At 66.4% G+C, this 26,720-nt stretch carries 24 protein-coding genes; 10 read left to right on the top strand and 14 right to left on the bottom strand.

Annotated features, from left to right (window positions below; all coding sequences use genetic code 11):
• Positions 1–51 precede the first annotated feature (51 nt).
• Positions 52–1,599 (bottom strand): MFS transporter, encoded by a 1,548-nt coding sequence (locus FPY90_RS10100; protein ID WP_498685348.1) that lies wholly within the window; start codon positions 1,597–1,599, stop codon positions 52–54.
• Between the two features lie 111 nt (positions 1,600–1,710).
• Between FPY90_RS10100 and FPY90_RS10095 the strand changes: the two genes are divergently transcribed.
• Together FPY90_RS10095 and FPY90_RS10090 are read left to right on the top strand one after the other, a co-directional pair.
• Positions 1,711–2,253: a TetR/AcrR family transcriptional regulator gene (locus tag FPY90_RS10095; protein WP_071213921.1), complete on the top strand. Its 543-nt coding sequence runs from the start codon at positions 1,711–1,713 to the stop codon at positions 2,251–2,253.
• A gap of 5 nt (positions 2,254–2,258) precedes the next feature.
• Complete coding sequence (locus FPY90_RS10090) at positions 2,259–3,518, top strand: MFS transporter (RefSeq protein ID WP_071213919.1); 1,260 nt, start codon at positions 2,259–2,261, stop codon at positions 3,516–3,518.
• Between the two features lie 13 nt (positions 3,519–3,531).
• Here FPY90_RS10090 and FPY90_RS10085 read toward each other — a convergent pair whose 3' ends face one another.
• The 3 genes from FPY90_RS10085 to FPY90_RS10075 all read right to left on the bottom strand — a co-directional run bounded on the left by FPY90_RS10085 (position 3,532) and on the right by FPY90_RS10075 (position 6,228).
• Positions 3,532–4,158 (bottom strand): trimeric intracellular cation channel family protein, encoded by a 627-nt coding sequence (locus FPY90_RS10085; protein ID WP_071214470.1) that lies wholly within the window; start codon positions 4,156–4,158, stop codon positions 3,532–3,534.
• Between the two features lie 85 nt (positions 4,159–4,243).
• Entirely contained in the window at positions 4,244–4,795 is a 552-nt protein-coding gene (locus tag FPY90_RS10080; protein WP_071213918.1) for a DUF1697 domain-containing protein, read from the bottom strand.
• Positions 4,796–4,920: 125 nt separating this feature from the next.
• Positions 4,921–6,228, bottom strand: coding sequence for an Nramp family divalent metal transporter (locus FPY90_RS10075; protein ID WP_139194754.1), 1,308 nt, complete (start codon positions 6,226–6,228; stop codon positions 4,921–4,923).
• 389 nt (positions 6,229–6,617) lie between these two features.
• Between FPY90_RS10075 and FPY90_RS10070 the strand changes: the two genes are divergently transcribed.
• A complete protein-coding gene (locus tag FPY90_RS10070; RefSeq protein WP_498685342.1) occupies positions 6,618–8,576 on the top strand; it encodes a S9 family peptidase in 1,959 nt (652 codons plus the stop codon).
• A 54-nt stretch (positions 8,577–8,630) separates the two neighbouring features.
• Positions 8,631–10,019 (top strand): NAD(P)/FAD-dependent oxidoreductase, encoded by a 1,389-nt coding sequence (locus FPY90_RS10065; protein ID WP_498685340.1) that lies wholly within the window; start codon positions 8,631–8,633, stop codon positions 10,017–10,019.
• Positions 10,020–10,025: 6 nt separating this feature from the next.
• On the opposite strand, the gene FPY90_RS10060 is transcribed toward FPY90_RS10065, so the two are convergent.
• Both FPY90_RS10060 and FPY90_RS10055 read right to left on the bottom strand, forming a co-directional pair.
• A complete protein-coding gene (locus FPY90_RS10060) occupies positions 10,026–10,340 on the bottom strand; it encodes a winged helix-turn-helix domain-containing protein (protein ID WP_071213913.1) in 315 nt (104 codons plus the stop codon).
• Complete coding sequence (locus FPY90_RS10055; RefSeq protein WP_071213911.1) at positions 10,337–10,774, bottom strand: hypothetical protein; 438 nt, start codon at positions 10,772–10,774, stop codon at positions 10,337–10,339. Before FPY90_RS10055 ends, FPY90_RS10060 begins: the two co-directional genes overlap by 4 nt.
• Before the next feature lie 147 nt (positions 10,775–10,921).
• On the opposite strand from FPY90_RS10055, the gene FPY90_RS10050 reads away from it, so the two are divergent.
• A complete protein-coding gene (locus FPY90_RS10050; RefSeq protein ID WP_498685338.1) occupies positions 10,922–11,995 on the top strand; it encodes a VanZ family protein in 1,074 nt (357 codons plus the stop codon).
• 107 nt (positions 11,996–12,102) lie between these two features.
• Here the strand turns inward: FPY90_RS10050 and FPY90_RS10045 are convergent, their stop codons facing one another.
• The gene (locus FPY90_RS10045) at positions 12,103–13,446 is read right to left on the bottom strand and encodes an MFS transporter (protein ID WP_498685336.1); all 1,344 of its coding nucleotides are present in this window, start codon (positions 13,444–13,446) and stop codon (positions 12,103–12,105) included.
• A 115-nt stretch (positions 13,447–13,561) separates the two neighbouring features.
• On the opposite strand from FPY90_RS10045, the gene FPY90_RS10040 reads away from it, so the two are divergent.
• The 3 genes from FPY90_RS10040 to FPY90_RS10030 all read left to right on the top strand — a co-directional run bounded on the left by FPY90_RS10040 (position 13,562) and on the right by FPY90_RS10030 (position 16,573).
• Positions 13,562–14,053 (top strand): acyl-CoA thioesterase, encoded by a 492-nt coding sequence (locus FPY90_RS10040; protein ID WP_083411053.1) that lies wholly within the window; start codon positions 13,562–13,564, stop codon positions 14,051–14,053.
• Between the two features lie 82 nt (positions 14,054–14,135).
• Positions 14,136–14,918, top strand: a complete 783-nt coding sequence (locus FPY90_RS10035) for a cyclase family protein (RefSeq protein WP_498685334.1) — start codon at positions 14,136–14,138, stop codon at positions 14,916–14,918.
• Positions 14,915–16,573: a thiamine pyrophosphate-binding protein gene (locus tag FPY90_RS10030; RefSeq protein WP_498685332.1), complete on the top strand. Its 1,659-nt coding sequence runs from the start codon at positions 14,915–14,917 to the stop codon at positions 16,571–16,573. Before FPY90_RS10035 ends, FPY90_RS10030 begins: the two co-directional genes overlap by 4 nt.
• A 175-nt stretch (positions 16,574–16,748) precedes the next feature.
• Here the strand turns inward: FPY90_RS10030 and FPY90_RS10025 are convergent, their stop codons facing one another.
• The 5 genes from FPY90_RS10025 to FPY90_RS10005 form a co-directional block, all read right to left on the bottom strand.
• Positions 16,749–19,145 carry a bifunctional salicylyl-CoA 5-hydroxylase/oxidoreductase gene (locus tag FPY90_RS10025; RefSeq protein ID WP_498685331.1) on the bottom strand — a complete coding sequence of 799 codons (2,397 nt, stop codon included), beginning with the start codon at positions 19,143–19,145 and terminating at the stop codon, positions 16,749–16,751.
• A gap of 96 nt (positions 19,146–19,241) precedes the next feature.
• Entirely contained in the window at positions 19,242–20,873 is a 1,632-nt protein-coding gene (locus FPY90_RS10020; RefSeq protein ID WP_498685329.1) for an AMP-binding protein, read from the bottom strand.
• A 59-nt stretch (positions 20,874–20,932) separates the two neighbouring features.
• The gene (locus FPY90_RS10015) at positions 20,933–21,802 is read right to left on the bottom strand and encodes an acyl-CoA thioesterase (protein ID WP_498685328.1); all 870 of its coding nucleotides are present in this window, start codon (positions 21,800–21,802) and stop codon (positions 20,933–20,935) included.
• Positions 21,799–22,284: a cupin domain-containing protein gene (locus tag FPY90_RS10010; RefSeq protein WP_071213901.1), complete on the bottom strand. Its 486-nt coding sequence runs from the start codon at positions 22,282–22,284 to the stop codon at positions 21,799–21,801. Before FPY90_RS10010 ends, FPY90_RS10015 begins: the two co-directional genes overlap by 4 nt.
• 44 nt (positions 22,285–22,328) lie before the next feature.
• Positions 22,329–23,180, bottom strand: a complete 852-nt coding sequence (locus FPY90_RS10005) for a fumarylacetoacetate hydrolase family protein (protein ID WP_071213900.1) — start codon at positions 23,178–23,180, stop codon at positions 22,329–22,331.
• A gap of 142 nt (positions 23,181–23,322) precedes the next feature.
• On the opposite strand from FPY90_RS10005, the gene FPY90_RS10000 reads away from it, so the two are divergent.
• Entirely contained in the window at positions 23,323–23,742 is a 420-nt protein-coding gene (locus FPY90_RS10000) for a RidA family protein (RefSeq protein WP_498685324.1), read from the top strand.
• Between the two features lie 113 nt (positions 23,743–23,855).
• Here FPY90_RS10000 and FPY90_RS09995 read toward each other — a convergent pair whose 3' ends face one another.
• On the bottom strand, positions 23,856–24,737 hold the full coding sequence (locus tag FPY90_RS09995) for a PaaX family transcriptional regulator (protein ID WP_498685323.1): 882 nt from the start codon (positions 24,735–24,737) through the stop codon (positions 23,856–23,858).
• Between the two features lie 144 nt (positions 24,738–24,881).
• Here FPY90_RS09995 and FPY90_RS09990 point away from each other — a divergent pair, with 144 nt between their 5' ends.
• Positions 24,882–25,898, top strand: coding sequence for a D-2-hydroxyacid dehydrogenase (locus tag FPY90_RS09990; protein ID WP_498685321.1), 1,017 nt, complete (start codon positions 24,882–24,884; stop codon positions 25,896–25,898).
• Positions 25,899–25,913: 15 nt separating this feature from the next.
• Here FPY90_RS09990 and FPY90_RS09985 read toward each other — a convergent pair whose 3' ends face one another.
• Positions 25,914–26,624: a response regulator transcription factor gene (locus FPY90_RS09985; RefSeq protein WP_071213894.1), complete on the bottom strand. Its 711-nt coding sequence runs from the start codon at positions 26,622–26,624 to the stop codon at positions 25,914–25,916.
• Positions 26,625–26,720: the final 96 nt, after the last annotated feature.

The raw sequence follows: 26,720 nt of genomic DNA, 5'->3' as shown, positions 1-26,720 counted from the left end.
GGGCAGGCCGCCGCAAGGGAAGCATCGGGCCCAAGGGCGCGCACCGTGCGTCTAGGCCTCCGGCTGCTCCTTGACCGAACGCAGCGCGATCGCCACGATCACCGCGGAGGCCAGGGCCAGCACCATGGCGATTGCCGAGGTGTAGACCACGCCCTTGTCGAAGGCGTGCGCGGCGGATTCCAGCAGCCTGCCGGCCGCAGGCTCGCCCAGGGACCTCGCCACCTCGTGCGCGCCGCCGAGGGTCTGCCGGGCCGTCTCGGCCGCGTCCTCGCCCAGCCGCCCGGGGACCTGGACGTTGTTGCGGTACGCGGCATTGAGGATCGAGCCCAGCACGGCCGTGCCGAGCACCGACCCGACCTCGTAGGCGGTTTCGGAGATCGCCGAGGCCGCACCGGCCTGGGCCGGGGGCACCGCGGAAAGCGCCATGTCGTTGGACAGGGTCTCGCTCATGCCCACGCCCGCCCCGAGCACGCCGAAGGCCACCATGAGCATCAGCACCGAGCCGGACTGGCCGGTGAGCATCACGATGCCGTAGGCCAGCGCGTTCAGGCCCAGACCCCACACCATCACGTGCTTCACGGCGAAGCGGCTGGTCAGTCGCACGGCCAGCAGGCCGAAGCCAACCGTCAGCGCCAGGCCCGGCAGCATCAGCACCCCGGCCATCATCGGGGTGTAGCCGGCGACCAGCTGCAGGTGCTGGGAGATGAAGTAGATGAAGCCGACCAGCGCAAAGATGCTCAGCAGGTTCACCACCAGGGCCGCGGAGAAGGACGGGTTGGCAAACAGGCGCACATCCAGCATCGGGTTGGCGCGCCCCAGCTGGCGCCGGGTGAAGGTCACCCCGGCGGCGATGCCCACGGCAATGGCCAGGCACGGGAGCACCGGGGATCCGGCGGCGGTCAGTTCCTTGATGCCGTAGACGATCGGCAGCAGGGTCATGATGGCCAGCCCGATCGAGATCGGGTCGATGGCACCGGGGTTCGGGTCGCGGGATTCGGGGACCAGGGCCGGGGCCAGCACCAGCAGCGGCAACAACATCGGCACGGCCAGCAGGAAGACCGACCCCCACCAGTAATGCTCGAGCAGGAAGCCGCCGACAATCGGGCCCAGGGCGGCGCCGCCGGAGAACCCGGCGGCCCAGACGGCGATGGCCTTGCGGCGCTCGAGCGGGTCGGTGAAGATGTTGCGGATCAGCGAGAGCGTGGCGGGCATCAGCATGGCCCCGAAGATGCCCAGCAGCGCGCGGGCGGCAATGAGCTGCTCGGCGCTGGTGGCAAAGGCGGCGGCCGCGGAAACGGCGGCGAATCCGCTGGAGCCGACCAGCAGCAGCCTGCGGCGGCCGAAGCGGTCGCCGAGTGACCCCATGGGAACCAACAGTCCGGCGAGCACCAACGGGTAGATGTCGATGATCCACAGCAACTGGTTTCCGCTGGGGGCCAGCGCCTCCGAGAGTGCGGGAACGGCGAAGCTGAGCACCGTGTTGTCCACCGAGATCAGCAGGACCGGGAACATGAGCACGGCAAGGGCCGCCCAGCGTCGGCGGTGCATGGAACCGGTGTTCGTCTGCGGGGTTTGGCGGCTCAGGCGGGGAGTGCTCATGGGGATCTGTTTCCTGAATGGGTATGTGCGTGCTGACAACAGTAACTGTACCGTCCAGACGGTACAGTTACAATGTGACGATGCCTACGTGAAAGGGATAGGGTTCACTACATGTCTCGACCGCCATTAGCCAAGGAAAAGATCGTCGACGCCTACGCCTCGATGCTCTGCGACGAGGGCGAACGCGCGGCGACCATCGAGGCCACCGCCGCACGCGCCGGCGTCTCCAAGGGCGGGTTGCTGTACCACTTTGCCTCCAAGGAGGCCCTGGCACAGGCCGTCATCGAGGGGCTGCTCCAGGCACACGCCGATGACCTGGAGCGCATGTCCGCATCCCCGGAGGGCGCTTCGCGCTACTTCGTGCGCACCTCCACCGTCATCGGCAGCGACCTGGACAGGTACTTCCTGGCCGTGCTGCGCCTGGCCCAGTCCGGGCACGAGCCCTCCATCGAGGCGCTGGAACAGGTGCACGCCGGATGGCTCGACCTGATCCACGTCGAGGTGAAGGACAAGTACGTGGCCGAGACCATCATGCTCATCGGCGAGGGGCTGTACTACCAGACCTCCATGCCCGGGCCCTGGTCCAAGGGAACCTTCGCCAAGGACCTGGAGCACCTGCTGATCCAGGTGGAACGACTCAAGAACGGTAACTAAGCCCCATGGCACTGACCCCACCCCGACAAAAGCTGGCCGGCCGGATCGGTGCGTTGCTGGGCATCATCCTGATGGCCCTGTCCCTGCGTGCGGCCGTGGTCTCGGTGCCCCCGCTGCTGGGAAGCATCGGTCCGGAGCTGGGATTCGACTCCTTTTCCACCGGCCTGCTGGCCATGCTGGCCCCCGTTGTCTTTGCCGGGTTCGGGCTGCTGACCCCGCGCCTGATCCGCTGGTGGGGGTTGGAGAAGGTGCTGGTGGGCGCGGTCCTGCTGGCCGTGGCCGGGCAGCTGCTGCGCGCCGCGGTGGGGGACGTGGCAAGCTTCCTGCTGCTCTCGACCATCACACTGGCCGGGTACGGCATGGGCAACGTGGTGCTGCCGCCGCTGGTGAAGAAGTATTTCCCGGACCGCCTGGCGATCGTCACCTCGGGCTATGTCACGATGCTGGCGGTGGGCACCTGGATGGCCCCGCAATTCTCCGTACCGCTGTCCAACGCCACCGGCAACTGGCGCACCTCCATCGCCGCCTGGGCGCTGCTTTCGGCCGTGGTCCTGGTGCCCTGGGGCATCCAGATCTTCCGGGACCGCAAGACCCCGCGCCCGGACACCCCGCTGGTCAACGGGTTGGTGGCAGCGCCCCCGGCACGGATCAACCCGTGGAAGTCCCCGGTCGCCTGGGGGCTGGCGATCTTCCTGGCCGGAAACTCGGCCCAGACCTACGTCTACTTCACCTGGATGCCGCCCTACCTCTCCGAGCAGGGGCTGGACACCATGGCCGCCGGTTCGATGCTGGCCCTGTTCGCGATCCTGGGCCTTCCGGTGAGCCTGCTGGTGCCCTTGTGGGTGCCGCGCCTGCGCCACCCAATCCTTGCGGTGCTGGTCTTCACGGCCTTCTGGATCACCGGCCACCTGGGCCTGTATCTCTCGCCGACCGAGCACACCGTGCTGTGGGTCGTCTCCGCCGGGCTGGGACAGGGCACCTTCGCCATTGCCCTGCTGATGATGAACCTGCGCTCGCGCAGCACCTACGGCTCCGGCGTGCTGGCCGGCTTCAGCCAGGGGCTGGGATATGCCGGTGCGGCGATCGCCCCGCTGCTCTTTGGCATCGTCAAGGACGCCACCGGCGGCTGGAGCGCCTCGTTCGCGATGCTCGGGGTCTGCCTGATCGTGATGCTCACCGGTGCGGTGATGATCAACGGCCCGCGCAAGATCGAGGACGCCAAGGACGAGCCGGAGCACTACGCCGAGCTCGAGCGCGTCACCTGACCAGCCCGTTCCGCTATTGCAGTTCGATGTCGCGGTGCCAGTGCCCGACGGCCTTGGGCACGTGCCAGCGGAACTTCAGCGAGAGCAGGCGCAGGAGGAAGACGACGGCCGCGACGGCCAGCTCCCACACCCAGCCCCTCACGCCCATGACCCACAGCCCGGCCATGAGTCCGGCACCCAGCATGGCCGGGACCGCATAGATGTCTCGCGGGTCGAAGATCGAGGGGGTCTTGTTGGCAACCACGTCGCGCAGCAACCCGCCGCCCACCGCGGTGGTGACGCCCAGCAGCGTGGCGGCAAAGGGATTCATTCCCGCCTCCAGCGCCTTGATCGTGCCGGAGGTGCAGAACAGGGCCAGGCCGGCGGCATCAAAGACCAGCAGCGGGCGCATGAGCCGTTGCACGCCCGGGGCCACGAAGTACACCAGCAACGCCGCCAGGGTCGGCGGAATGAAGTAGTACGGGTTCTGGAACGCGGTGGGCACCACGCCCAGGACCAGGTCGCGCACGATGCCGCCGCCGATCCCGGTCAGCCCGGCCAGCAGCAGGGATCCGATGATGTCGAAACCGCGCCGTGCGGCCAGCAGCGACCCGGAGACGCCAAAGAAGAAGACGCCCAGGAGGTCGAAGAGCAGGGGCATGGTCAACGGGTCGTGTCCTCGGGTCTCATGTTCGCGGGCGGTGCGGCACTGGAAGTTCCATTACAACATGGGCGGTGCGGCGGTTTCACCGCCCCAGGGCGCGAAGCGCAACCAGGACCTTGTCGATGGTGTTCATGTTCCGGGTGGTCACCAGCGTGGAGGAAGCGGCCTTGGCGAAGTGCTTGGCCAGGGGCGAGCCCAGGGAATCCCCGCGTGGAACCTCCCAGCAGATGCACGCGCCCAGCTGCGCCACGCGCTCGGAATCCCCGAGGTCCGGGGCGCTGCCCAGGATGGCGGCGGCCTCTTTCTCGCCGGGCGTGAGCACCAGGTAGCGGTGCCGTTGCACACCGTCCTCGGGAGAATCGAAGGGGTAGTGCTCCGTGATCGACTCCAGCTGGTCCCCATCCTGGACGATCACCCCGATGTCCCGGCCGTAGCGGTCCCGCAGGGCTTGCTCGACGGCGTCCTTCACGCGCGAGGGGGTGGCTTCGGCGGCTCCGACCACCACGTTGCCGCTGGCCAGCAGGGTCTTCACCGGGGCGAAGCCGGACTCCTGCAGCAACGTGGCGAGGTCCTTCATCAGGATCTTGACCCCGCCGACATTGACCCCGCGCAGGAAGACAGCATAGAAGTTCATGGGGCCAAGTCTGCGCCGAGCGCGCCGGGGTTGTCCATTGCCACCCGGATGTACGAACGGGGCCGCACCCGCGAAAAGCGGATACGGCCCCGTGGGGTTTGGTGCGTTGCACCGAAAGGGAAGTGCTAGCCCTCCCAGAGCGGCGAGACGGCTTTGTACAGCTGTTGGACACCCAGGGAAATGAACAGGGCTGCGGTGATGGCCAGCAGGACGTTGGTGTGGACCTTGTTCGCCCAGACCTTGGGGATCCGCTTGCCGTTGAGCAGGCCCAGCAGGGTCACGGCGAGGAACGGCATGAACAGCGAGCCAAGCACGCCGTAGGCAAGGATCAGGGCGATCGGCTTGTCCAGCAGGAACAGCACCATCGGCGGGAAGGTCAGCCACAGGACGTAGAACTTGAAGTACTTGCCGCCCACGCGGGTGTCCGGGTGCCCGGATTCCTTGCCGCGGATGTTGCCCCAGAAGTCGGCGAACATCAGCGAGACGCCGTTCCACACCCCGATGATCGAGGAGAAGGACGCGGCCCAGAAACCCACCAGGAACCCGGTGCCGACCACGTTGCCGTACTTCTCGTTCAGCACCGTGGTCAGGTCCAGCAGGCCGGCATCGCCGGCGCTCAGCGAGACGCCTGCGGCGCGCACGACCTCGGCGCCGACGATCAGCATGGCGATCACGAAGATGCCGGTGAGAACGTAGGCCATGGAGTTGTCGATCCGCATGACCTTCATCCACTTGGGCGTGTACCAGCCCTTCTCGCGCAGCCAGTAGCCGTAGGCGGCCAGTGTGATGGTGCCGCCCACGCCGCCGGCGAGCGCCAGGGTGTAGACCACGCCGCCGGAGGGGATCATCGGGATCAGGCCCTTGAACATCTCGGGGATGTTCGGTGCGGCAATCACTGCCAGGCCCACGACGGTGACGAACATGATGCCCACCAGCACCGCGGTGATCTTCTCGAAGAAGGAGTAGCGGCCGAACCAGACCATGGCGAAGCCGGCCAGGCCCATGGCCACGGCGAAGACCTTCAGGTCGACGGCCGGGAACATGGCTGCCAGCGGCATCGCGGCCGAGGACATCGCGGTGGCCCCGTAGACGAAGCCCCAGATCATGATGTAGGGGCCGAAGTACCAGGTGGTCCACTTGCCCAGGGACTTCCAGCCCTCGAAGATGGTCTTGCCGGTGGCCAGGGTGAAGCGCCCGGCGCCCTCGACGAGGATGATCTTCAGTGCGACACCGACGATCACGGCCCAGAGAAGGGCGTAGCCGTAGCGGGATCCTGCCACCAGGGTGGCGACCATGTCGGCGGCGCCGACGCCGGTGGCCGCTACTACCAGGCCGGGGCCGACGATCTTCCATTTGGCGGCCTTGCCGCCGTCGTCGTCGATGCGGTCGGCGTGCAACGCCTTGACCGTCGGGAGGTGTTCTTCTGTTGGCATGGGCCTGTGCTTCCTGATCCTTGTGGTTGCCGTATGTGCCTGGGATGTCTCCCGCGGGGCGGCACATCCGGCACGATACTTCGCGTCCTGTGGGCCGGCATGCTACCCGTCGGACGTCCTGCGGCGGAAGTCGTCCGCCGGCGGCGCAGGGGGCCGGCCCGATGCCGGAGCGCAACGCTGCGGTTCCATGTGGGCCAAGTCCCGTGCGAGAGTCTTGTCACAGACAAACGTATAGGTGATCGCCCGCACACCGGTGCTTGTCCGCCCATTCCTAACACTTTCTTAGGGAACCGGCCGGTGAGCCGTTTTGGCGTTTCCGCCACCGGGCTGCCTCGCAGCCGCACCGCGGAAGGGTTCAGCCGAGCGTGCGGGAAGGCTAGGATCGCAGCATGACTACGCGTTTGCCCTACGGCTCCTGGCCCTCGCCCATTTCCGCCGCGCAGGTGGCCGCCGGCACCACGCCGGTGGGCGGCGGCGGTTTTGTCGGGGAGGAATTGTGGTGGCTCGAGGGCCGCCCGGCCGAGGGCGGGCGGCTGACCGTCCTGGCCCGGGCCGCCGCATCCGACGCTCCGACGCGCGAACTCGTGGCCGCCCCCTTCAATGTCCGCAGCCGGGTCAATGAATACGGCGGCGCGTCCTGGGCCGCCATCGGTTCCGGGGACGGGCAGAAGCTGGTGTTCGCGAACTTCCGCGACCAGCGCCTCTACCTCGTCGATGCCCACGGCGGCACCCCGGTTCCCCTGACCCCGGAGTCCTCCGGCGCCGACGGGGATCCGGCACTGCGCTTCGCCGAGATCATCCAGGGCCCCGCCGGGCACGTGCTGGCCATCTGCGAAGACCACCGCACCGATCTGCGCCGCTACATCGCCGCGATCCCGCTTGATGGCTCCGCCGCACAGGACCCCGGCGCGCTTCTCGAGGTCACGGCGTCCTCGCGCTTTGTCGCGGCCCCGCGGCTGAATCCCTCGGGCACCCGGATCAGCTGGATTTCCTGGGAACACCCGCAGATGCCCTGGGACGGGACCGAACTCCACGTGGCCGACCTGGGGGACCTGGCGGCCGCGAACGACACGGTGCTGGCCGGTTCCACCAGCGAATCGGTGCTGCAGCCCGAATGGCTCGACGATGACCGGCTCGTGTTCATCTCCGACCGCAGCGGCTGGTGGAACCCCTACCTGCACGATGTGCCCTCCTCGACCCAGCGCCCGCTGTGCGAAAGGGAGGAGGAGTTCGCCGGACCGCTGTGGACCGTGGGCCAAACCTGGTACAAGGTCATCGACGCCAACACCCTGCTGGTGACGCACGGCACCCACGGGAGCTCGCTGGCCACGCTGGATGTTGCCAGCGGCAAGCTGCAGCAACTCGTGCTGCCCTTCACCCGCATCTCGCCCACCGGGCTGCGCGGAAGCCTGCTGCTGGCCACCGCCACCTCGCTGGTTCAGGGCGACGGGCTGCGGCTGATCGACCTGGACACGCTGGCGGTACGGAACATCTCCCTGGCCCTGAAGGACCTGCCCGACCCCGAGGCGCTGCCCGGTGCCGAGGCCATGGAATTCACCACGGCCGACGGCTCGCGCGTCTACGCCCACGTGTACGAGCCGAAGCTCGGAATGCTCACCGGGGCCGCGGACGAGCTGCCGCCCTACGTGGCCTTCGTGCACGGCGGGCCCACGTCCCAGGCCTTTGCCCAGCTCTCCTTGTCCATCGCCTACTACACCTCGCGCGGCATCGGGGTGGTGGACGTGAACTACGGGGGATCCACCGGTTTCGGCCGGGCCTACCGCCAGCGGCTGAACGGGCAATGGGGAGTGGTCGATGTCCAGGACACCGTCGCGGTGCTCGAGGGCCTGGCGGCCGCCGGCATGGCCGACCCCAAGCGCCTGGCCATCGAGGGCGGGTCCGCCGGCGGCTGGACCGTGCTGTCTGCGCTGACCACCACCAAGACCTTCTCCGCGGGCATTTCCCGCTACGGGGTCTCGGACCTGGTCGGCCTGGTGCGCGACACCCACGACTTCGAATCCCGCTACATGGATTCGCTGGTCGGCCCCTACCCCGAGGCCGCCGAGCTCTACGCGCAGCGTGCGCCGATCAACCACGTGGCGGACATCAGCTGCCCGGTGCTGTTGCTGCAGGGGGACCAGGACAAGGTGGTGCCCCCGGCCCAGTCCCAGGTGGTCGCCGATGCGCTGGCCGCCAACGGGATCCCGCACGCCTATGTGCTCTACGAGGGCGAGCAGCACGGCTTCCGCCGCGCCGAGACCATCGTCAACGCGCTGGAAACCTCCCTCGGCTTCTATGCCGCGGTGTTCGGCTTCGAATCCGATGTCCCGGTGCTCAAGCTCAGCTAGCCGCCACGCAGCCTTCCGCCCGCACACCCGACCAACGCAAGGACAATCCGTAGAATGACCACCAACGGGAACGTGTCGTTTTGGTATGCCGAAGACGGGCTGCCGGCCCCGCGCCCGGCGCTCGCCGGGGACCTGGAGGTCGATGTCGCGATCGTCGGTGCCGGGTACACCGGGTTGTGGAGCGCCTACTACCTGGCCCGGGCCGACCCGTCGCTGCGCATCGCGGTGCTCGAGTCCCGCTTCGCCGGGTTCGGCGCCTCGGGCCGCAACGGCGGCTGGCTGGCCAACACCATCACCGGCGGACGCGACGGGTACGTCAAAAGCCACGGCCGGGCCTTGGTGGGCGACTTCCAACGGATGCTCAACGAGACCGTCGACGAGGTCATCTCCGTGGCCGCGGCCGAGGGCATCGACGCGCACGTGCACAAGGGCGGGGAACTGCTGGTGGCCCGCAACCGGGCGCAACTTGGCCGGCTCGAGGCCATGGCCGCGGAGCAGCTGAAGTGGCCGGAGGACGATGCGGTGCGGCTCTCGGCCGCCGCGACACGCGAGCGGATCAACGTGGCCGGTGCCCTGGGTTCGATGCACATCCCGCACTGCGCCCGCATCCACCCGGCGAAACTGGTGCGCGGGCTGGCCGCGGCGGTCGAACGCCGCAGCGTCACCATCTACGAGAACACCCTTGTCACCGAGATCAACGCCGGGGCCCACGGGGCACCTGCACACGCGGTGACCGAACGCGGAACCGTGCGCGCCGCGCACATCCTGCGGGCCACCGAGGGGTTCACCGCCAACCTTCCGCAGGCGCACCGCGACTGGCTGCCGATGAATTCCTCGATGATCGTGACCGAGCCGTTGGATGCCGGCGCCTGGGAGGACATCGGCTGGGAGGGGTGCGAGACCCTGGAGGATTTCGCCCACGCGTATGTGTACCTGCAGCGCACGCGGGACGGCCGCATCGCCATCGGCGGTCGCGGGGTGCCCTACCGCTACGGCTCGCGCACCGACATGGACGGGGCCACCGGGCCCAAGACCGTCAAGTCGTTGACCGGGATCCTGCACGAGATGTTCCCGGCAGCGGCGGGGGCCCGGATCGAGCATGCCTGGTCCGGGGTCCTGGGTGTGCCGCGCGACTGGCGGGCGAGCGTGAACTACGACCCGGCCACGGGCCTGGGCTTTGCCGGGGGATACGTCGGCACCGGGGTCACCGCGACCAACCTGGCCGGCCGGACGCTCACGGACCTGGTGCTGGGGCGGGACACCAAGGCCACCGCCATGCCGTGGGTCAACCGCACGGTGCGCCGCTGGGAACCCGAGCCGGTGCGCTGGCTCGCGGTGCAGGGCATGTATGCCATGTACCACCGGGCCGATGCCCAGGAGCGGGGCGGCCGGGCCGCCACCGCCCCGATCGCGCGGTTCGCCGACCTGGTCTCCGGGCGGTAGCCGGACTCAGCCGCCGGAGGCGATGGCCTGCAGCGCGGCCAGATGCCGGGCCCAGGTCTCCCGGCCGGCCTTGGTCAGCGAGAGCCAGGTGCGCGGACGCTTGCCGATGTAGCCCTTGCGGATGCGCACGATGCCGGCGGCCTCCAGGGCGGAGGCCTGGCGGCTGAGCACCGAGTCGCTGACCTGCAGGTGGTCGCGGAGCACCGCGAACTCCGTCTCGTCGGTGGCCGCCAGCGCCGCGGCCATCGAGAAGCGCACCGGGTGCGCGAGGTCCTCGGCCAGCCGGTGGCGGGGGTGCGAGGGGGTCTCCGGCGCGCTCATTTAGAAGCCTCGGTCCAGGCGCCGGCCACGGTGGCGATCGTGATGGCGGCCGCGGTGGCGGCGAAGAACCACAGCTCGCCGGCGAAGAAGTTGAGCCCGACGACGCACCCGATGCCCCACAGCACGGCCCAGATTCCGATGCAGATGCCCCAGCGGGCGGTGAAGCCCTGCTTCGTGGACCTGCCGAAGTACAGCATCACGGCCATGAAGATGCCCAACCAGGCGAGCATCCCGACCATGGGGATCCAGATGAGGGACTCGTCGACCTGGCCGACGAGCCAAAACGCGAGCAGCGACAGCGAAGAGATGGCGCCCATGCCCAGCAGCATCGTGATGTGCGGCCAGCCGGCACCGGAGCGCGAGGCGGCACCGAGCCGGCCCGCCTCGTTGAGCAGGTCCTGTGCCGCTGACGGTGAAAGCTTGTTGTTGTCCATGTCGGTCTCCTTGCGGATGTTGCCGGGGATCTGGCGTTTAACCCATCGTACGCAAGTACTTTCCATATTAGCAAGTACTTTTCACCATGGTTTGTGCGCGTCGGGATGGAGCGCGCGGGGTACAGGCCCTCCCATAGGATGGATCGAGTGTCAGACAGAATCATGCTCGGAGCCGTCGCCATCGTGATTGGCGTCGTCGCGGCGGTGGCCCTCCTCATTCCGTTCATTGCCATCAGCTATCGTCGGCGCGGGCACATCAGCGCGATGTGGCTGCTGGGGTGGATCGCCCTGGCCGTTTACGCCATGTCCCTGTGGACCTATACCCTGATGCCGCTGCCGCAGGACGGCTACCGCTGCGTCGGGATCCAGCTGACGCCGTTCGCCTCGGTGGCCGATGCGCGCGCCTTCCCGCATTCCACACCCGGCCAGATTCTGCGCAACCCCTCGGTCCAGCAGGTCGCGTTCAACATCATGCTTTTCATGCCCCTGGGTTTCCTGCTGCGGACCATGTTCCGGCGCGGGCTGGTTGTCGCCGCATTGGCCGGGGCCGGCATCTCGTTGTTCATCGAGGCCACCCAGCGCACCGGCGTGTGGGGCTTGTTTCCGTGTGCCTACCGCCTGTTCGACGTCGATGACCTGATGGCCAACACCCTCGGGGCAATCGCCGGTTCCGTGGTGGCGGTGCTCTTCGTACGCCGCCGCGGATCCAGCATCGATCCGTCGCAGCCGCGGGCGGTGACGGCCGGGCGGCGACTGCTGGGAATGCTCTGCGACGTGCTCTTCCTGGCGCTCCTGGGCGGAATGCTCGCCATCGGTTGGCGGGCCTGGCAGATGTATGTCGAGCACATTCCCTTTGAGCTGCTCGACCAAGACGTGCAGAGCCTGCTCGCGGCGTGGGTGCCGCTGGCGGTGCAATTGGCGTGGATCCTGGCCAGTGGGCAGAGCATCGGCGAAAGTGCGACACTGCTGCGCGGACACCCGACCCGGATGCCCGCCGTGCTGGCCCGTCCGCTGCGTTTTGTTGCAGGCATCGGCGGGTACGGAATCCTGGCGGCCCTCAGCTTCCCGTTCAGCGGGCTCCTGCTGGCGGTCTTCGTTCTGCTGAGCCTGGTAACGGTGTGGACAAGCCGAAACCATCGCGGATTCGCGGCCATGGTGGCGGGCATGGAACTGGAGGATGCCCGCGTGCGGCACGGGGTGCGGGCCGCAGCCCGCACCTGAAACCACGTTGCGGCTCCGCGCCGATCCCCATGCCCGGGTGGCTGCCCGACGTCAAGCGGCAGCTGCGCGGGCATGGGAACCACTCCTTTCGAACCGGCCCAGGGGATCTAGTCCAGCACCGCCTCGCTTTCGACGGCTGGCGTTTCGGCGGGTGGCTCGACGACCCGCTTCGGGATCAATGACACCGCGATGGCTGCCACCACGCCGACAATGGCAAAGAAAACAAAGTTGAATTCAAAGCTCAGCCCGGTCGAGGCAATCCACCCACCGATGATCGGCCCGGAGATGGCGCCGATGCGGGCAAAGGACAGCGCCCAGCCTGTGGCGGTGCCGCGCTGTGCCGCGGGGTAGTAGTCGGCGATGTATCCGGTCAGGACCAGTGAGGTCGAGATGGACCCGATGCCGGCGAATGCCACGAAGCACAGGTTCACGAACATGGTGTTGGGGAACATCAGCAACAGGATGCCGCCGGCACCTAGCAGGTAGAAGAGCACCAGGATGGTCTTCTGCCCGTATTTGTCTGCGAGGAAGCCCAGAACCAGGCCGCCAATGGCGGAGGCCAGCGAGAACACGAGCAGGAAGGCCAGGGAAGAGCCCAGATCGTAGCCCGCCTTGCGCATGATCTGCGGCAGCCACGTGTTCAGGCCATAGACCAGCACCATCCCGCAGAACAACGAGATCCAGAAGAACACCGTGGAGCGCAGGTACTTGCCCGAGAACATGGCGGCCATGACCTCGCGCCAAGGGATCCTCCGGCCCGGGTTCGCCGGGGCCACCGGCCGGTAGTCGCGCACGTTCAGCTTCTTGGCCAGGGCCTTGGCCTCGGCGATCCTGCCCTTGGCCACCAGGTATTCGAGTGATTCCGGAACGAGCCAGGCGACCACCGGAAGGATCAGGATCGGAAGCGTGCCCACGGCAATCACCCAACGCCAACCTAGCGTTGGCAGCAATGCCATGGCCACCATGGCCGCGGCGACGATGCCCAGCGAATAACCCGAGTACATGATTCCGTAGTTCAGCGACCGCTTCCTGGGTGCCGAGTATTCGATCGTCAGTGCCGCGGCGACCGGGATGATCCCGCCCATGCCCAGGCCGCCCAGGAAGCGGAACAAGCCAAAGATCTCAGGGGTCGGGGCCAGGGCAGCCCCGGCCTGGGTGATGGTGAAGATTGCCATCGATAGCAGGAGCATCCTGCGCCGGCCGATGATGTCGCTGAGGGTTCCGATGAAGAGGGCCCCGAAGAGCATGCCGACCAGCGCATAGGCGCCCAGTCCGCCAAGCTGCAACGGGGTCAGCGACCATTCCTGGTACTCGGCCAACGCCGGCAGGACGGCGCCAAGGACCCCAACGTCGTAGCCCTCCGCCAGGATCGCCAGCCAACAGGCGAAGAGGACCACCGAGGTGGTGCGTTTGGGGATTTTCCAGTCGGTGCTGGTTTGTGTTGCCGCCATGCTTAGGGCTCCTCGTATGAAGGGGTCAAGTCTTGATGGAGGTGGAACAGCGAATGCTTGTATTATGTCGTTAAAGTGACGTGCGTAACAATGGATGGATGGAGAAAACTTTACGATGATCGGAAAATCGAGTGACAATGGTGGAGTGAAAGCCGCTGCCGTTGCGGATGCGGCAGGGGAATTTCTCGCGTCGGGAGTAGCCGGCAGCGTGTTGGAGCGCCACATCGAATGGATCGACACCGATGCGGCAGGACACCAACACAACTCCGTGGTCATGCGGTTTGTCGAGGCCGCCGAAGCCAGGCTCTTTCGGGAGCTCGGCGTCGTTTCCTACTTCGGAAATGCACCTCGGGTACGACATGAAATCGACTACCGCGCAAAACTCTACTTCGGGCAACGGGTGACCACCGCAGTGGTTATTGAACATGTCGGATCCTCCTCCATGTCCTTTGCCTTCAAGGTCTGGGGACATCCACACGAAGGACGCGATTCCGTGCTCGCGGCCGAAGGCCGCTTTGTAACGGTTTGCGTGCCGGAAGGCGCCGAAAAATCGTCACCCTGGCCGGAGACGGTGCTTGCCGCGCTGAAACAACGATCCACCATCTGAGAAGGGCATGCAAGCGACCACGGTTCGCTGCTAGCCTGACCGGAATCTGCAATCTGGCCACCAACAACATTGGAGACCCATTATGAGCCCCGTCCACAGCTTCCTTTCCTCTCTTGCGGCCGGCACGGTCGAGCTCTTCGACCTGACCGCGCCGCTTTCGGCGCAGACGCCCACGTTGGTGCTGCCCGAGCCGTTCGCCAACCTGATCGATTTCAGCATCGAGGAGGTCTCCGGGTACAACGAGCCCGGCCCGTTCTGGAAGCACCACAACATCCACACCGGCGAACACATCGGCACCCACATCGACGCGCCGATCCACTGGGTCTCCGGGCGCGAGGGCAAGGATGTCTCCCAGCTCGATCCCGAACGCCTCGTCGGCCCCGCGGTGGTCCTGGATTTCAGCGAACAATCAGCCGCGGACCCCGACTTCCTGATCGACGTCGAGCACCTGGTTGCCTGGCAGGAGGAACACGGGCCCTTCCCGGCCAATTCGTGGTTGCTCTTCCGCACCGGCTGGGATCGTTTTGACCATGACAAGCAGGCATTCCTGAACCTGGATGAGCACGGCTCCCACACCCCGGGCTTCACCGCGGAGTGTGCCAAGTGGATCGCCGAGGAGCTGGACATCTCCGGCGTCGGTGTGGAAACCGTGGGCATCGATGCCGGGAACGCCGGGGCGCTGAACCCGCCGTTCCCGATGCACCACTTCCTGCTGGGCGCCGACAAATACGGCATCACGTCGCTGAAAAACCTTGACAAGCTGCCCACCCACGGGGCCATGGTCGTGGTGGCCCCGCTGCCGATCGTCGGCGGCACCGGCGCCCCGACGCGCGTGCTGGCCATGGTCGGAAGGAACCGACCATGAACGTTGCACAACTCGTCGGCAAGACCCTGGCCGAACTCGGCGTCGGCCACTGCTTCGGAGTGGTGGGCTCGGGCAACTTCACCATCACCAACACCCTGGTCGAACACGGGGTTCCCTTCACCGCCGCCCGGCACGAGGGCGGGGCCGCCACCATGTCCGATGCCTACGCGCGCACCAGCGGGAAGGTGGCCCTGCTGTCGGTGCACCAGGGCTGCGGGCTAACCAACGCGGCAACCGGGATCGGGGAGGCGGCCAAGTCCCGCACCCCGATGATCGTGCTGGCCGCCGAGGCGGCGCCGTCGGCGGTCTACTCGAACTTCGCCATGGACCAGGACGGCTTCGCCGCCTCGGTCTACGCCATCCCGGAACGGGTCCACAGCGCAGCCAGCGCGGTGGCGGACACGGTGCGTGCCTACCGGCGAGCGGTGAACGACCGTCGCACCGTCGTGTTGAACCTGCCGCTGAACGTCCAGGCGCAAGAAGCCCCGGCCGAGCAGACCCAAGCGACAGCTACCGTGGCCCCGGCAGAACCAATCCGGCCTTCGCGCGCCTCGGTGGAGGCCCTCGCGGAGCTGATCGGCAAGGCCACGCGCCCGGTGTTCGTCGCCGGCCGCGGAGGGCGCGGCGCCAGGGACGAGATCCTGGACCTGGCCCGGCACACGGGTGCCTTGGTGGCGACCTCCGCGGTGGCCAAGGGCCTGTTCAACGAGGACGAATTCAACCTCGGCATCTCCGGCGGGTTCTCCTCGCCGCTGGCGGCCGAGCTGATCACCGACGCGGACCTCATCATCGGCTTCGGCTGCGCGCTGAACATGTGGACCATGCGCCACGGGCACCTGATCGGCACCGGCACCAGGGTCGTCCAGGTCGATGTGGAGGAACAGGCGCTGGGTGCCAACCGGCCCATCGACCTGGGCATCGTGGGGGACTCGGCGCAGTGCGCCGCCGACGTGCTCGAAGAACTTCTTGGCCGAAGCGCCGAAGCCCGCGAGGGCTACCGCATCGCCGCGGTCGCCGCGCGCATCAAGGAATCCATCGACTGGAACCAGGTCGACTTCGATGACCTCTCGGATGCTCGGCTGATCGACCCGCGCGCGCTGACCAAGCGGCTCGACGAGCTGCTGCCGGCCGAACGCATCGTCAGCGTGGATTCCGGGAACTTCATGGGCTACCCCAGCCAGTACCTCTCGGTGCCCGACGAATTCGGCTTCTGCTTCACCCAGGCGTTCCAGTCCATCGGGCTGGGCCTGTACACGGCCATCGGTGCGGGCCTGGCGCAACCGGGACGCATGCCGGTGCTGGGCACCGGCGACGGCGGCTTCCACATGGCCATCGCCGAGTTGGACACCGCGGTGCGGCTGGGCATGCCGCTGGTCTGCATCGTGTACAACGACGCGGCCTACGGCGCCGAGGTGCACCACTTTGGGACCGGGAACCCGGAAGCGGACATGGGCATCGTGCAATTCCCGGACACCGACTTCGCCGCCATCGGCCGCGGCTTCGGCGCCGACGGGATCACCGTTCGCACGCTCGCGGACCTGGACGCGGTGCAGACCTGGCTGGATTCAAGCCCGGGCAGGCCGCTGGTCATCGACGCGAAGATCGCCTCGGACTCGGGTGCCTGGTGGCTCGCGGAGGCCTTCAAGGGGCACTGAGGCAATCGCCCGGAATCACCGGCGCGGAGTGCCAGGTGGGAAACGTTCCCCGCCGGCACTCCGCGCATTTCTGCGTCTTCTGCGTGGCGCCGCTCCGGATCTTGGCGGGAATGCACAGAGGGAGCGGCTCGGCCCGCTTCACGCGAATCGAGCCACTCCCTCCCTGCTTCCGATGCTAGGCGCTAGGCACCAGGTTCTTGGCTGCGGTGGCCTTGGCCGGGGTCCAGCGCAGGTGGACCTGCTCGTCGAGCTCGTCTTCCTTCAGCAGGGACAGGCGCGGGCGGACCGCGTCGGTGCGGGCGCTGGGCGGCTTGCGGCGCCCGGCCTTGAACGGCAGCGGCCAAGTGGCGCCGTCCCCGAGGTATTCCTGCTCCGCTGCTGCCTGCAGCGTCCAGGCGGGGTTGTACAGGTGCGTGCGGCCCAGTGCGACCAGGTCGGCACGTCCGGCCAACAGGATCGAGTTCACGTCGTCGTAGGAGGAGATCGCGCCCACCGCGATGACCGCGACGCCGGCAGCTGCGGCGACCTGGTTGCGGATCTTGTCCGCGAACGGCGTCTGGTAGCTGCGCCCGAACGCCGGGGACTCGTTGCGCACGATCTGCCCGGAGGACACGTCGATGGACTTGACCCCGTGGTCGATGAACGAGGCGGCGATGGCCAACGCATCGTCCTCGGTGTTCCCGCCCTCGGTCCAGTCGGTGGCGGAGATGCGCACGCCGATCGGCTTGTGCGCCGGCCACGCCGCGCGCACCGCATCGAGCACCTCCAGCGGGTAGCGCAGGCGGTTTTCCAGGGATCCGCCGTACTCGTCGCTGCGCTGGTTGGACAGCGGGGAGAGGAAGGAGGAGAGCAGGTAGCCGTGCGCGGCGTGCAGTTCCAGCAGGTCGAAGCCCGCCGCATCGGCGCGGCGGGCCGCGGCGACAAACTCGTCGCGGACCGTATCCATCGCGGCGCGGTCCATTTCCACCGGCACGTGGCAGCCCTCGCCGTAGGGGATCGCGCTGGCGGCCAGCACCTCCCAGTTGCCGGTTTCCAGCGGTTCGTCGATGCCCTCCCACATGAGCCTGGTGGAGCCCTTGCGCCCTGAATGCCCGATCTGCGCGCCGATCTTGGCCTTCGAGTTCCCATGAACGTAGTCGGTGATGCGCTTCCAGGCGATTGCCTGTTCGTCGTTGTACAGGCCGGTGCAACCGGGAGTGATCCGGCCGATCTGAGAGACGCAGACCATCTCGGTCATCACCAGTCCGGCCCCGCCCATGGCCTTGGACCCCAGGTGGACCAGGTGGAAGTCCCCGGGAACGCCGTCGACCGCGGAGTACATGTCCATGGGGGAGACCACCACGCGGTTCACCAATTCCAGCTCGCCGATCTTGTAGGGCTGGAACATGGCCGGGGCGGATTCCGCGGAGCCGGACAGTCGGGCGAAGTCGGCGTCGACCTTGGCCGCGAACTCGGTGTCGCGCAGCTTCAGGTTTTCATAGGTGATGCGGCGGGAGCGGGTGAGCAGGTTGAAGCAGAACTGCACCGGGTCCTGGTCCTTGTACTGCCCGATGTTCTCGAACCATTCCAGCGAGGCCTGGGCGGCACGCTGGGTCGAGGCCACCACCGGGCGGCGCTCGGTCTCGTAGGCTTCCAAAGCCGCATCGACGGAGGGGTGTTCGTGCAGGCAGGCGGCCAGGGCCAGGGAGTCCTCCATGGCCAGCTTGGTGCCCGAGCCGATGGAGAAGTGCGCGGTGTGCGCGGCATCGCCCAGCAGCACGATGTTCTCGTGGCGCCAGTTCTCGTTGCGCACGGTGGTGAAGTTGATCCACTTCGAGTTGTTGGTCAGTACGTTGTATCCGGCCAGTTCCTCGGCGAAGATCTCCTTCACCTTGGCAACGGCCTTCTCGTCGCTCACCCCGGGGGAGAAGACCTCGTCCTGCGTCTCGTCGAAGCCAGCGGCGCGCCAGACGTCCTCGTGCATTTCCACGATGAAGGTCGATCCCTCGTCCGAGTACGGGTAGCCGTGGATCTGCATGGTGCCGGCGTCGGTCTCCTTGACGAAGAACTTGAAGGCCTCAAAGACCTGGTCGGTGCCCAGCCACATGTACTTGGAAGTGCGCGCATCCAGGGACGGCTTGAAGGACTCGGCGAAGCGGGTGCGGATCGCGGAATTCAATCCATCCGCGGCCAGCACCAGGTCGTAGTTTGCCGACAGCTCTTCCACGTCCGGGGCGATGGTGGAGAAGCGCACGTCGACGCCGAGTTCGATGGCGCGGCGCTGCAGCAGCTGCAGCAGTTCCTTGCGGCTCATGGCGGCAAAGCCCTGGCCGCCCACGGTGTGCATCTGCCCGCGGAAGTGGATGTCGATGTCGCTCCAGCGGGCGAAGCGCCGGGACATGTAATCGGCGATGACGGTGTCGGCGTTGCCGATCCCGCCGAGGGTCTCGTCCGAGAAGACCACGCCGAAGCCAAAGGTGTCCGAGGCGGCATTGCGCTCCCAGACGGTGACCACGTGGGCCGGGTCGAGCTGCTTCATCAGGGCCGCGAAGTACAGGCCGCCGGGGCCGCCGCCAACAACTGCAATTTTCATGTCTGGGTCCTTATCTGGGGTCGGCAGGGCTGCGGCGACCGGGACTGATTCCGGTTCCGTGCGGTGCCGACGGGGGGAAAACTATGGGAAGTGTGGCTAGTGGGCCGGGGATTGGGCCAATGCCTCGCGCAGCTTGAAGTGCTGGAGCTTGCCACTGGGGTTCCGGGGCAGTTCGTCGACGAAGCGGACCTCGCGCGGGTACTTGTAGGGTGCGATGACGGTCTTGACGAAGTCCTGGAGCTCCTTGGCCTTCTCGGCCGAAGCGGTGACCCCGTCCACGAGCACCACGAAGGCACAGACCACCGAGCCGCGGTGTTCGTCGGGGCGTGCGACGACGGCGGTTTCCAGAACGTCGGGGTGCTGGATGATGGCCTCCTCGACCTCGGGCCCGCCGATGTTGTAGCCGGAGGAAATGATCATGTTGTCGCTGCGTGCCTGGTAGGTGAAGTAGCCGTCGGCGTCGCGCACGAAGGTGTCACCGGTGACGTTCCAGCCATTGGAGACGTAGGCATGCTGGCGCTCGTCATCGAGGTACCGGCAGCCCGTGGGGCCGATGACCGCGAGCCGGCCGACCTCGTCGGGCCCAAGCTCGTTGCCGTCAAGGTCAAGAATCGTTGCGCGGTAGCCGGGAACCGCAGTTCCGGTGGTGCCGGGGCGGATGTCCGCCCCGGCGGCCGAGATGAACACGTGCAGCAGCTCGGTCGAGCCGATTCCGTCGATCAATTCCAGGCCGGTGGCGTCCTTGACGGCTTCCCAGGTGGCCGCCGGGAGGTGCTCGCCGGCCGAGACGGCAATGCGCAGCGGGCGAAGCAGGTCCGCTTTGCCTTCCTTGAGGATGGCGCGGTAGGCGGTGGGTGCCGTGAAGAGGATCGTGGCACCGGCGTCATGGGAGAACTGCGCAAGCTCCACCGGGGTGGTGCGCTCGGTGAGCAGGGTGCTGGCGCCAAAGCGCAGCGGGAAGACGACCAGTCCGCCCAGGCCAAAGGTGAAGGCCAGCGGAGGGGAGCCGGCGAAGACATCGGAGGCGGTCGGCCGCAGGATGTGCCGGGCGAAGGTGTCCGCGTTGGCCAGGATGTCGCGGTGGAAGTGCATGGTGATCTTCGGGACCCCGGTGGTCCCGGAGGTTGGGCCGAGCAGGGCCACGTCGTCGGCCGCGGTGTCGACGTTGGTGAACTCGCCGGACCTGGCGCCAGCGAGCGCCACCAGATCCGCCGGGTCCTGGGATCCGACTGCCACGACCGGGTAGGAGGAACCAGCAGCGTCGCGGGCGTCATCCAGGAAGCGGTGGTCGCACAGCATCAGGGCGGGCTTGGTCAGCTGGGCCAGCTTGGCGATTTCCGGGGCGCGCAGGGCCGGCATGGTGGTGACCACGACGGCGCCGGCCTTCAGAACCCCGAGCCAGCAGGCCACGAGCCAGGCGTTGTTGGGGGCCCGGAGCATGACCCGGTTTCCGGGGACGATCCCGAAGTCCTCGACCAGCACCTGGGCGACCTGGTTGGAGCGGGTGAGCAGCTCCCCGTAGCTTTGCACCGTTCCGTCGGGGGCCAGCAGGGCCGGGGAACCGGCCCCGAACTTTGCCACGGCGTCGTCGATCAGCACCGTCGCGGCGTTGAGTCGTTCCGGGTACTGCAGCTCGGGCAGCGTGAATTCCAGGGTTGGCCACAACTCGTGCGGCGGCAGGTGGTCGCGCGTGAAGGTGTCTTGATGGGCCGAAAGCGATAATTCCATGAACTTGCCGTCTCTTTCCAGGAGTCGATTTTCAAGATTGCAATGGTGCTTGTGGTGCCTTAGCCGCGCGGTCCGCGGATCATGCCCTCCTGGGCGACGGTGGCCAGCAGCTGGCCCCCGCGGGTGTAGAAGCGGCCCAATGCCAAGCCGCGGTTGTTTTGGCTGGAGATGGCTTCCTGGACGTAGAGCACCCAATCATCCACGCGACCGCTGCGATGGAACCACATGGAGTGGTCAAGGCTCGCGGTGACGAGTCCTTCGGTGCTCCAGGACAGGTTCTGGGTCCGCAACAGCGGTTCCAGGATGGTGTAGTCGCACACATAGGCCAGGGCCGCGCGCTGGGTGATCTGGTCATCGGGAAGTTCGGTGAACGCCTTGACCCAGACCGCCTGGTGGGCCGAGGGCTTGCCGTCGACCTCGAGGTACAGGGCCCCGGGAACGTGGCGCATGTCGAAAGACCGGCCGGTGGACCAGTACTCGGCGGCAGGGCCCTCGGCAGAGGCCAGGACGCTGGCCGCGCTGGCCAGGGTTTCGGGATCCAGGTCCAGGAATTCGGCCGGTGCCGCGGAGGACTGTTCGGGACCGGACTCCGGCACGTGGAAGGATCCCAGGGCGGTGTAGACGGCCTTGCCGTTTTGGAAGCCTCGGACCTGGCGGGTGGAGTAGCCGCGGCCATCGCGCATCAGCTCGACCTCGTAGCGGACCGGAACGTGCATGTCCACGGGGCGCAGGAAGTATGAATGCATCGAGTGCAGTTCCCTGTCCCCGTCCACCGAGCGCATCATGGCCGAGGCGCCCTGGGCCACCATGTCCCCGCCGTAGGCCTTGGGCCACGGAACATATTGGGGGATGGCGGTGAAAGCCGTGTCAAAGACCTCGGCCTCGCAGGCGGTCAAATCGATGGCGTCAAGGAAGATTTGTGAGCTCATGCCCGGCGGTATCCTTCCAGGGTTTCGTCGGCGACTTCTTCGAGGTTCACCACGATGTTTTCCGGGGTGCGGGCGGTGAGCCAGACGAGGTCCTCGGTGATCGACATGTTGGCCTCGACATGCGGCATGAACGGCGGGACAAAGACCCAGTCGCCGGCGGTCATGTCCAGGAACTGCTCGTAGTTCTCGCCGAAGTAGATCCGTCCGTGGCCGCGCAGCACGTAGCCGCCGGTTTCGGCCTCGCCGTGGTGGTGGGGGAGGGACCGGTATCCGGGGGTGTTGGAGACCTGCCCGAACCAGAGCTTGGTGGCCGGGGTGTGCTGGATGCTGACCCCGGAGACGCGGATGCAGTCGCCGGATTGCGCGGTGTTGGTGTCTTCGGCGCCCTTGCGGGTGACCACGGGGACGACGACTCCGTCGGAGTTGGCGTAGACGGTGTTCTCACCCTCGGTGCGGTAGATGGTGGGGGTCGGGTTGTTCATGGGCTTGGCTCCTTGGTCTGTGGCTGGATGCGTGGATGGGGTGGTTAGAGGGAAGCGTTGATTCGCAGGTTGATGCGGTTGGACAGGGTTCCGATTCCGGGGATCTCGGTGACCAGCTCGTCCCCGTCCTTCAGGAAGCGCGGCGGGACCATGCCCATGCCGACCCCGCCGGGGGTTCCGGTGAGGACGACGTCGCCAGGGCGCAACACGGTGAAGGTGGAGATGTAGGAAAGGAGCTTGGCGGCGGAGAAGACCAGCGTTTTGGTGTTCCCGCGCTGGACCTCTTCGCCATTGAGTGTGCAGATGACCTCGAGGCCGGCCTCCGGATCCAGCGCATCGGCGGTGACCAGCACGGGTCCCAGCGGCGTGGTGCGGTCAAAGGCCTTGCCCTGGAACCACTGCAGGGTGCGGCGCTGCCAGTCGCGCATGGAAATGTCGTTGGCCACGGTGTAGCCGGCGATGGCGCCTGCCGCCTCGTCCTCGGAGGCGTCCTTCAGTGTGGAGCCGACCACCACGGCCAGCTCGGCTTCCCAGTCCAGGTCCACCGATTCGTCGGCGACGATCGGTGCTTCGGGGTCGGTGAGGGTGTCGGCGAACTTGGCGAAGAGCGTGGGGAATGCGGGAAGCTCGCGTCCCATTTCCAGGATGTGCTCGGAGTAGTTCAGGCCGCAGCAAATGACCTTCGCCGGGCTCGGCACCGGGTTCAACACTTCGACCTCGGCTGCGGGCAGGACATCCGGACCGCAATGGCCGGAAGCGGCATCCTTGAGGATCGCCTTCCACTCGGGAAGGGCCAGCAGCTCGCTGAGATTGCGTGCCGGCAGCGGCTGGTAGCCGCCTGCCACCACAAGGGCGGCGGTGGTGCGCCCACCGTGTCGAACCGTTGCGAGTTTCATTCCGTTGGCTCCTTTGCCATCCATCAAATCAACTGTGTCGACTTTTTGACCGCCGTCACGTATCCTCAATGTAACACGCATCACTAGCCCGGCGCCAGAGCGGAAGACCCGCAACCGCCACAAGAACCCACAGGAGAGCATGATGACCGAAACCACCCTCATCCAGAACCTCACCATCAACCCCGATTCACTGGGCAAGCCCTCCGGGTTCGCCCACGGCGTGCTCGCGGGAACGACCGTGTACCTGGGCGGGCAGACCGCCCTGGACAAGGACATGAAGATCGTTCCGGGCAACATCGTGGACCAGTTCAAGCAGGCGTTCTCCAACGTCCTGGCAACACTCGTCGAGGCCGGCGGACAGCCCGAGGATCTGGTGTCGGTGACCATCTACCTCACAGACGTTGACGACTACCTGGCCAACGGCCGCGAGATCGGCCGGCTCTGGCGCGAAATGGCAGGCAGCAAGTACCCGGCGCTCGCCGGCATCGGGGTCAGCCGCTTGTGGCAGCCCGAGGCGCTCATCGAGATCCAGGGCATTGCGGTGATCCAGGACCGCGCCTAGTTATCCGAGCCGGCAAGAAGGGCAAGAAACCAAGGAAGCCGTGTCGTGCTACCGCATACCCCGCAAGGGAGGGCGGTTGCACGGCACGGCTTCCTGTTGATGTGGGGGAGCGGCTATCCGGTGACGGCGTGGTCGTCGATGGCGCGGTCGGCATGGCGCTGTGCGCGCGGGGCCAGCAAGGTGTGGAGCTGCTGGAATAGGTGCTCGGCCTCCAGTGCGTTCCAGTTCCGGGGCAGGAACTCGGTGGGCAGCCCAGGGTCGAGGTAGGGCAGGCGTCGCCACTGGGTGACCAGGACCAGGTAGTCGGCAAAGGCCCGGGCGTCGGAGTCTGGATCTGCGGTGAACCCGTCGCGCTGGTCCCATGACTCCAGCAGCCCCCGGTTTTGCTCGAGGAAGTCCGAGTACAGTGCATCAAGCGCCGGCAGGTCCCACCAAGCACCGATGTTCTTGTGCAGGTCGGCGCCGCCAACGTGGTCGGCCATGAAGAACTCGAGGTATTCGTTCAGTCCGCGGGTGTCGAAATAGGCCAACACCGCGTCGCGCAGATGGCCCGGGGCGATCCACAGCCCCGGGGTCACCGAACCGAAGCCCATGCGCACCAGCGAAGAACGGATCTTGTGCCGGATGTTGCGCTGCGACTCGGGAACGGTGAAGGTTGCCAGGAGCCACTGCTCGCCGATCTTGGCCCGCCGGGGGTGGAAGATGCGTTCGTCGCCCTCGATGAAAGTTTCGATGACCGAGGGTGCCAATGCGTACCCGTTGCGGCCGTTGACCTGCACGCTGTCGATGACGCCGCGTTTTTTCAGGCGTGAGATCGAGGACCTGGTTCCAGTGGACTCGACCCCGATGTCACGCATCAAGTCGATGATGGTGGCCACGGCCAGGGCGCCGCCGTGCTGGCGTGCATACAGACCGAACAGCGAGACGATGAGCTGGTGGTGCCGCGGGACCGGGGTCTCTCTGGGGCCCTTGTTGTCGCCTACGAGTGTGGTCATGCGCTCACCTTATCGAACCACTCAAGGTAGCCTGTCCGAAGGGGCCCGGTTTTTTCGTCGTGTCGTTCTCGTGACGCTGGGAAAAACTACAGATGAGCCGCGTCCATTCGTCCCGCCACCCAACGATAGAGGTTCCTCAGTTCCATGCGCCCACAGGTTTTGATTTGCTCGTATCTCCAGGAGGAGCTGGTTGGCCGGCTGATCGATGCCACTCCCGAGGTCGATGTCATCTACCGGCCCGAGTTGCTGCCCGTCCCACAGTTCGGGGCGGACCATTGGGGCAAGCCCCGTGAGCTCACCGGGGGACAACTGGCGGAGTGGCAGTGGCATCTGGGCAATGCGACCATCATGTTTGATTTCGACTGGTGGCAGCCGCGCGATTGGCGGGAACACAGCCCACGGCTTGAATGGATCCAGGCCTCGCAGGCCGGGGTGGGCGCGCGGGCCGAGGCGATGGGGCACATTGATAACAAGGTTCGCATCACCACCGCTGCCGGCGTGCACGCCAAGCCACTGGCGGAATTCGCCCTGGCCGGGCTGCTGCATTTCATCCGCGAAATCCCACGCCTCGAATCCCAGAGAAAGGCACACCGTTGGACAAACGGTGCATCGAAGACCCTGTACGGACTGCGCACATTGATCATCGGGGCGGGCAGCATCGGGAGCGAAGTTGCCAGGACCTTGAGCTTCATGGGAGTCAGCTGCGACGGGACCACCCGAGCGGGCAGACTGCTGGACAGTCCATTTGAACGATCCGTCAGCCTGCAGGAATGTCGGCTGGGGGAGTACGACATCGTGGTTCTTGCCTGCCCGCTGACAGATGAAACCGCGGGGCTCATGGACGAGCGGCGACTGTCCGAAATGAAGCAGGGGGCATTTCTCGTAAATCTGGCGCGCGGCCCGGTCATTGACCAGAAGGCACTTATCGATGCACTTGTAGGCGGGAACCTCGGCGGGGCCGTCCTTGATGTGGCAAATCCGGAGCCGCTACCCGACGGGCACCCCTTGTGGGACGCCCCGAACCTGATTCTCTCCCCTCATACCGCCGCAAACGTGGACGCGGAGAATTCACGTTTGGTGGAACTCTTCACGAAAAACCTGCGCCGCTACTTGGACGGCGAAGCGCTGATCAATGCCTATGACCCGTTCCTGGGGTATTAGTTCAGACCAAAAAATTCAGGCACGGGGTGTTGCATGGCGCATGCGACCGACACCCAGCGGCACAGTCGTGCGCGACTCTTCCAGGAGCCCGGCTTGAACGGCCAAGACCGCGAGCTGGACACGGTTGCTGACGCCCAGCGGTTCCATGATTTTTGCCAGTTGCGCCTTGACCGTGCCTTCACTGACATGCAGCAATGAGGCGATTTGGACGTTGGTAAGGCCTTCTGACAGTGCTTGCAGTATGCGTCGATCGCGAGGTCCGGCCTGACGCAACAGTTGCGATTTCAAGTCATACTTGCTCGCGGAGTGGGGCGGGAACTGGTCCGCATCCGCGGGCTTGGAGAAGATCATGTTTCCCGAGTGGATCATCCGAAGTGCGGCACCCAGGTCGGTTGAAATCGAATTCTTGGCCAGGTAGCTACAGGCACCCGCCGAATGGGCCCTGGCCATGGTCTCGATATCGTGGGTCGCCGAAAGCATCACTACCTTCGTCTCCGGGGCCGCCGACACGATTCGCCGGGTGGCTTCCATGCTGCATATGTTGCTGAGACTGGTTTCCATGAGCACCAAGTCAGGCCTCTTCTCGAGTGCCGCGTCAACGGCGTCGTTGCCGGTGCCGGTAACTTGTTCAAGTTGGACATCCGGGCTTGAGGCCAAGAGGCTCTCCAGACCAAGCCGAAGAAAGTAATCGCCATCAGCAAGATGGACTCGAATTTGGGGCTGCATCGGGGGCTCCTTTAACTTCTGCGAATGCTCGTGAAAGCGCAATAATTCATGCACAGCAACAACGATCAAAGCCCCAAAACTCTATTTCTCGATGTA

It is taken from the genome of Arthrobacter sp. C2, assembly GCA_024207135.1.
Taxonomy (GTDB): domain Bacteria; phylum Actinomycetota; class Actinomycetes; order Actinomycetales; family Micrococcaceae; genus Paeniglutamicibacter.
The sequence above is the reverse complement of the archived record's forward strand: the minus strand, read 5'-3'. Positions and strand labels throughout refer to the sequence as shown.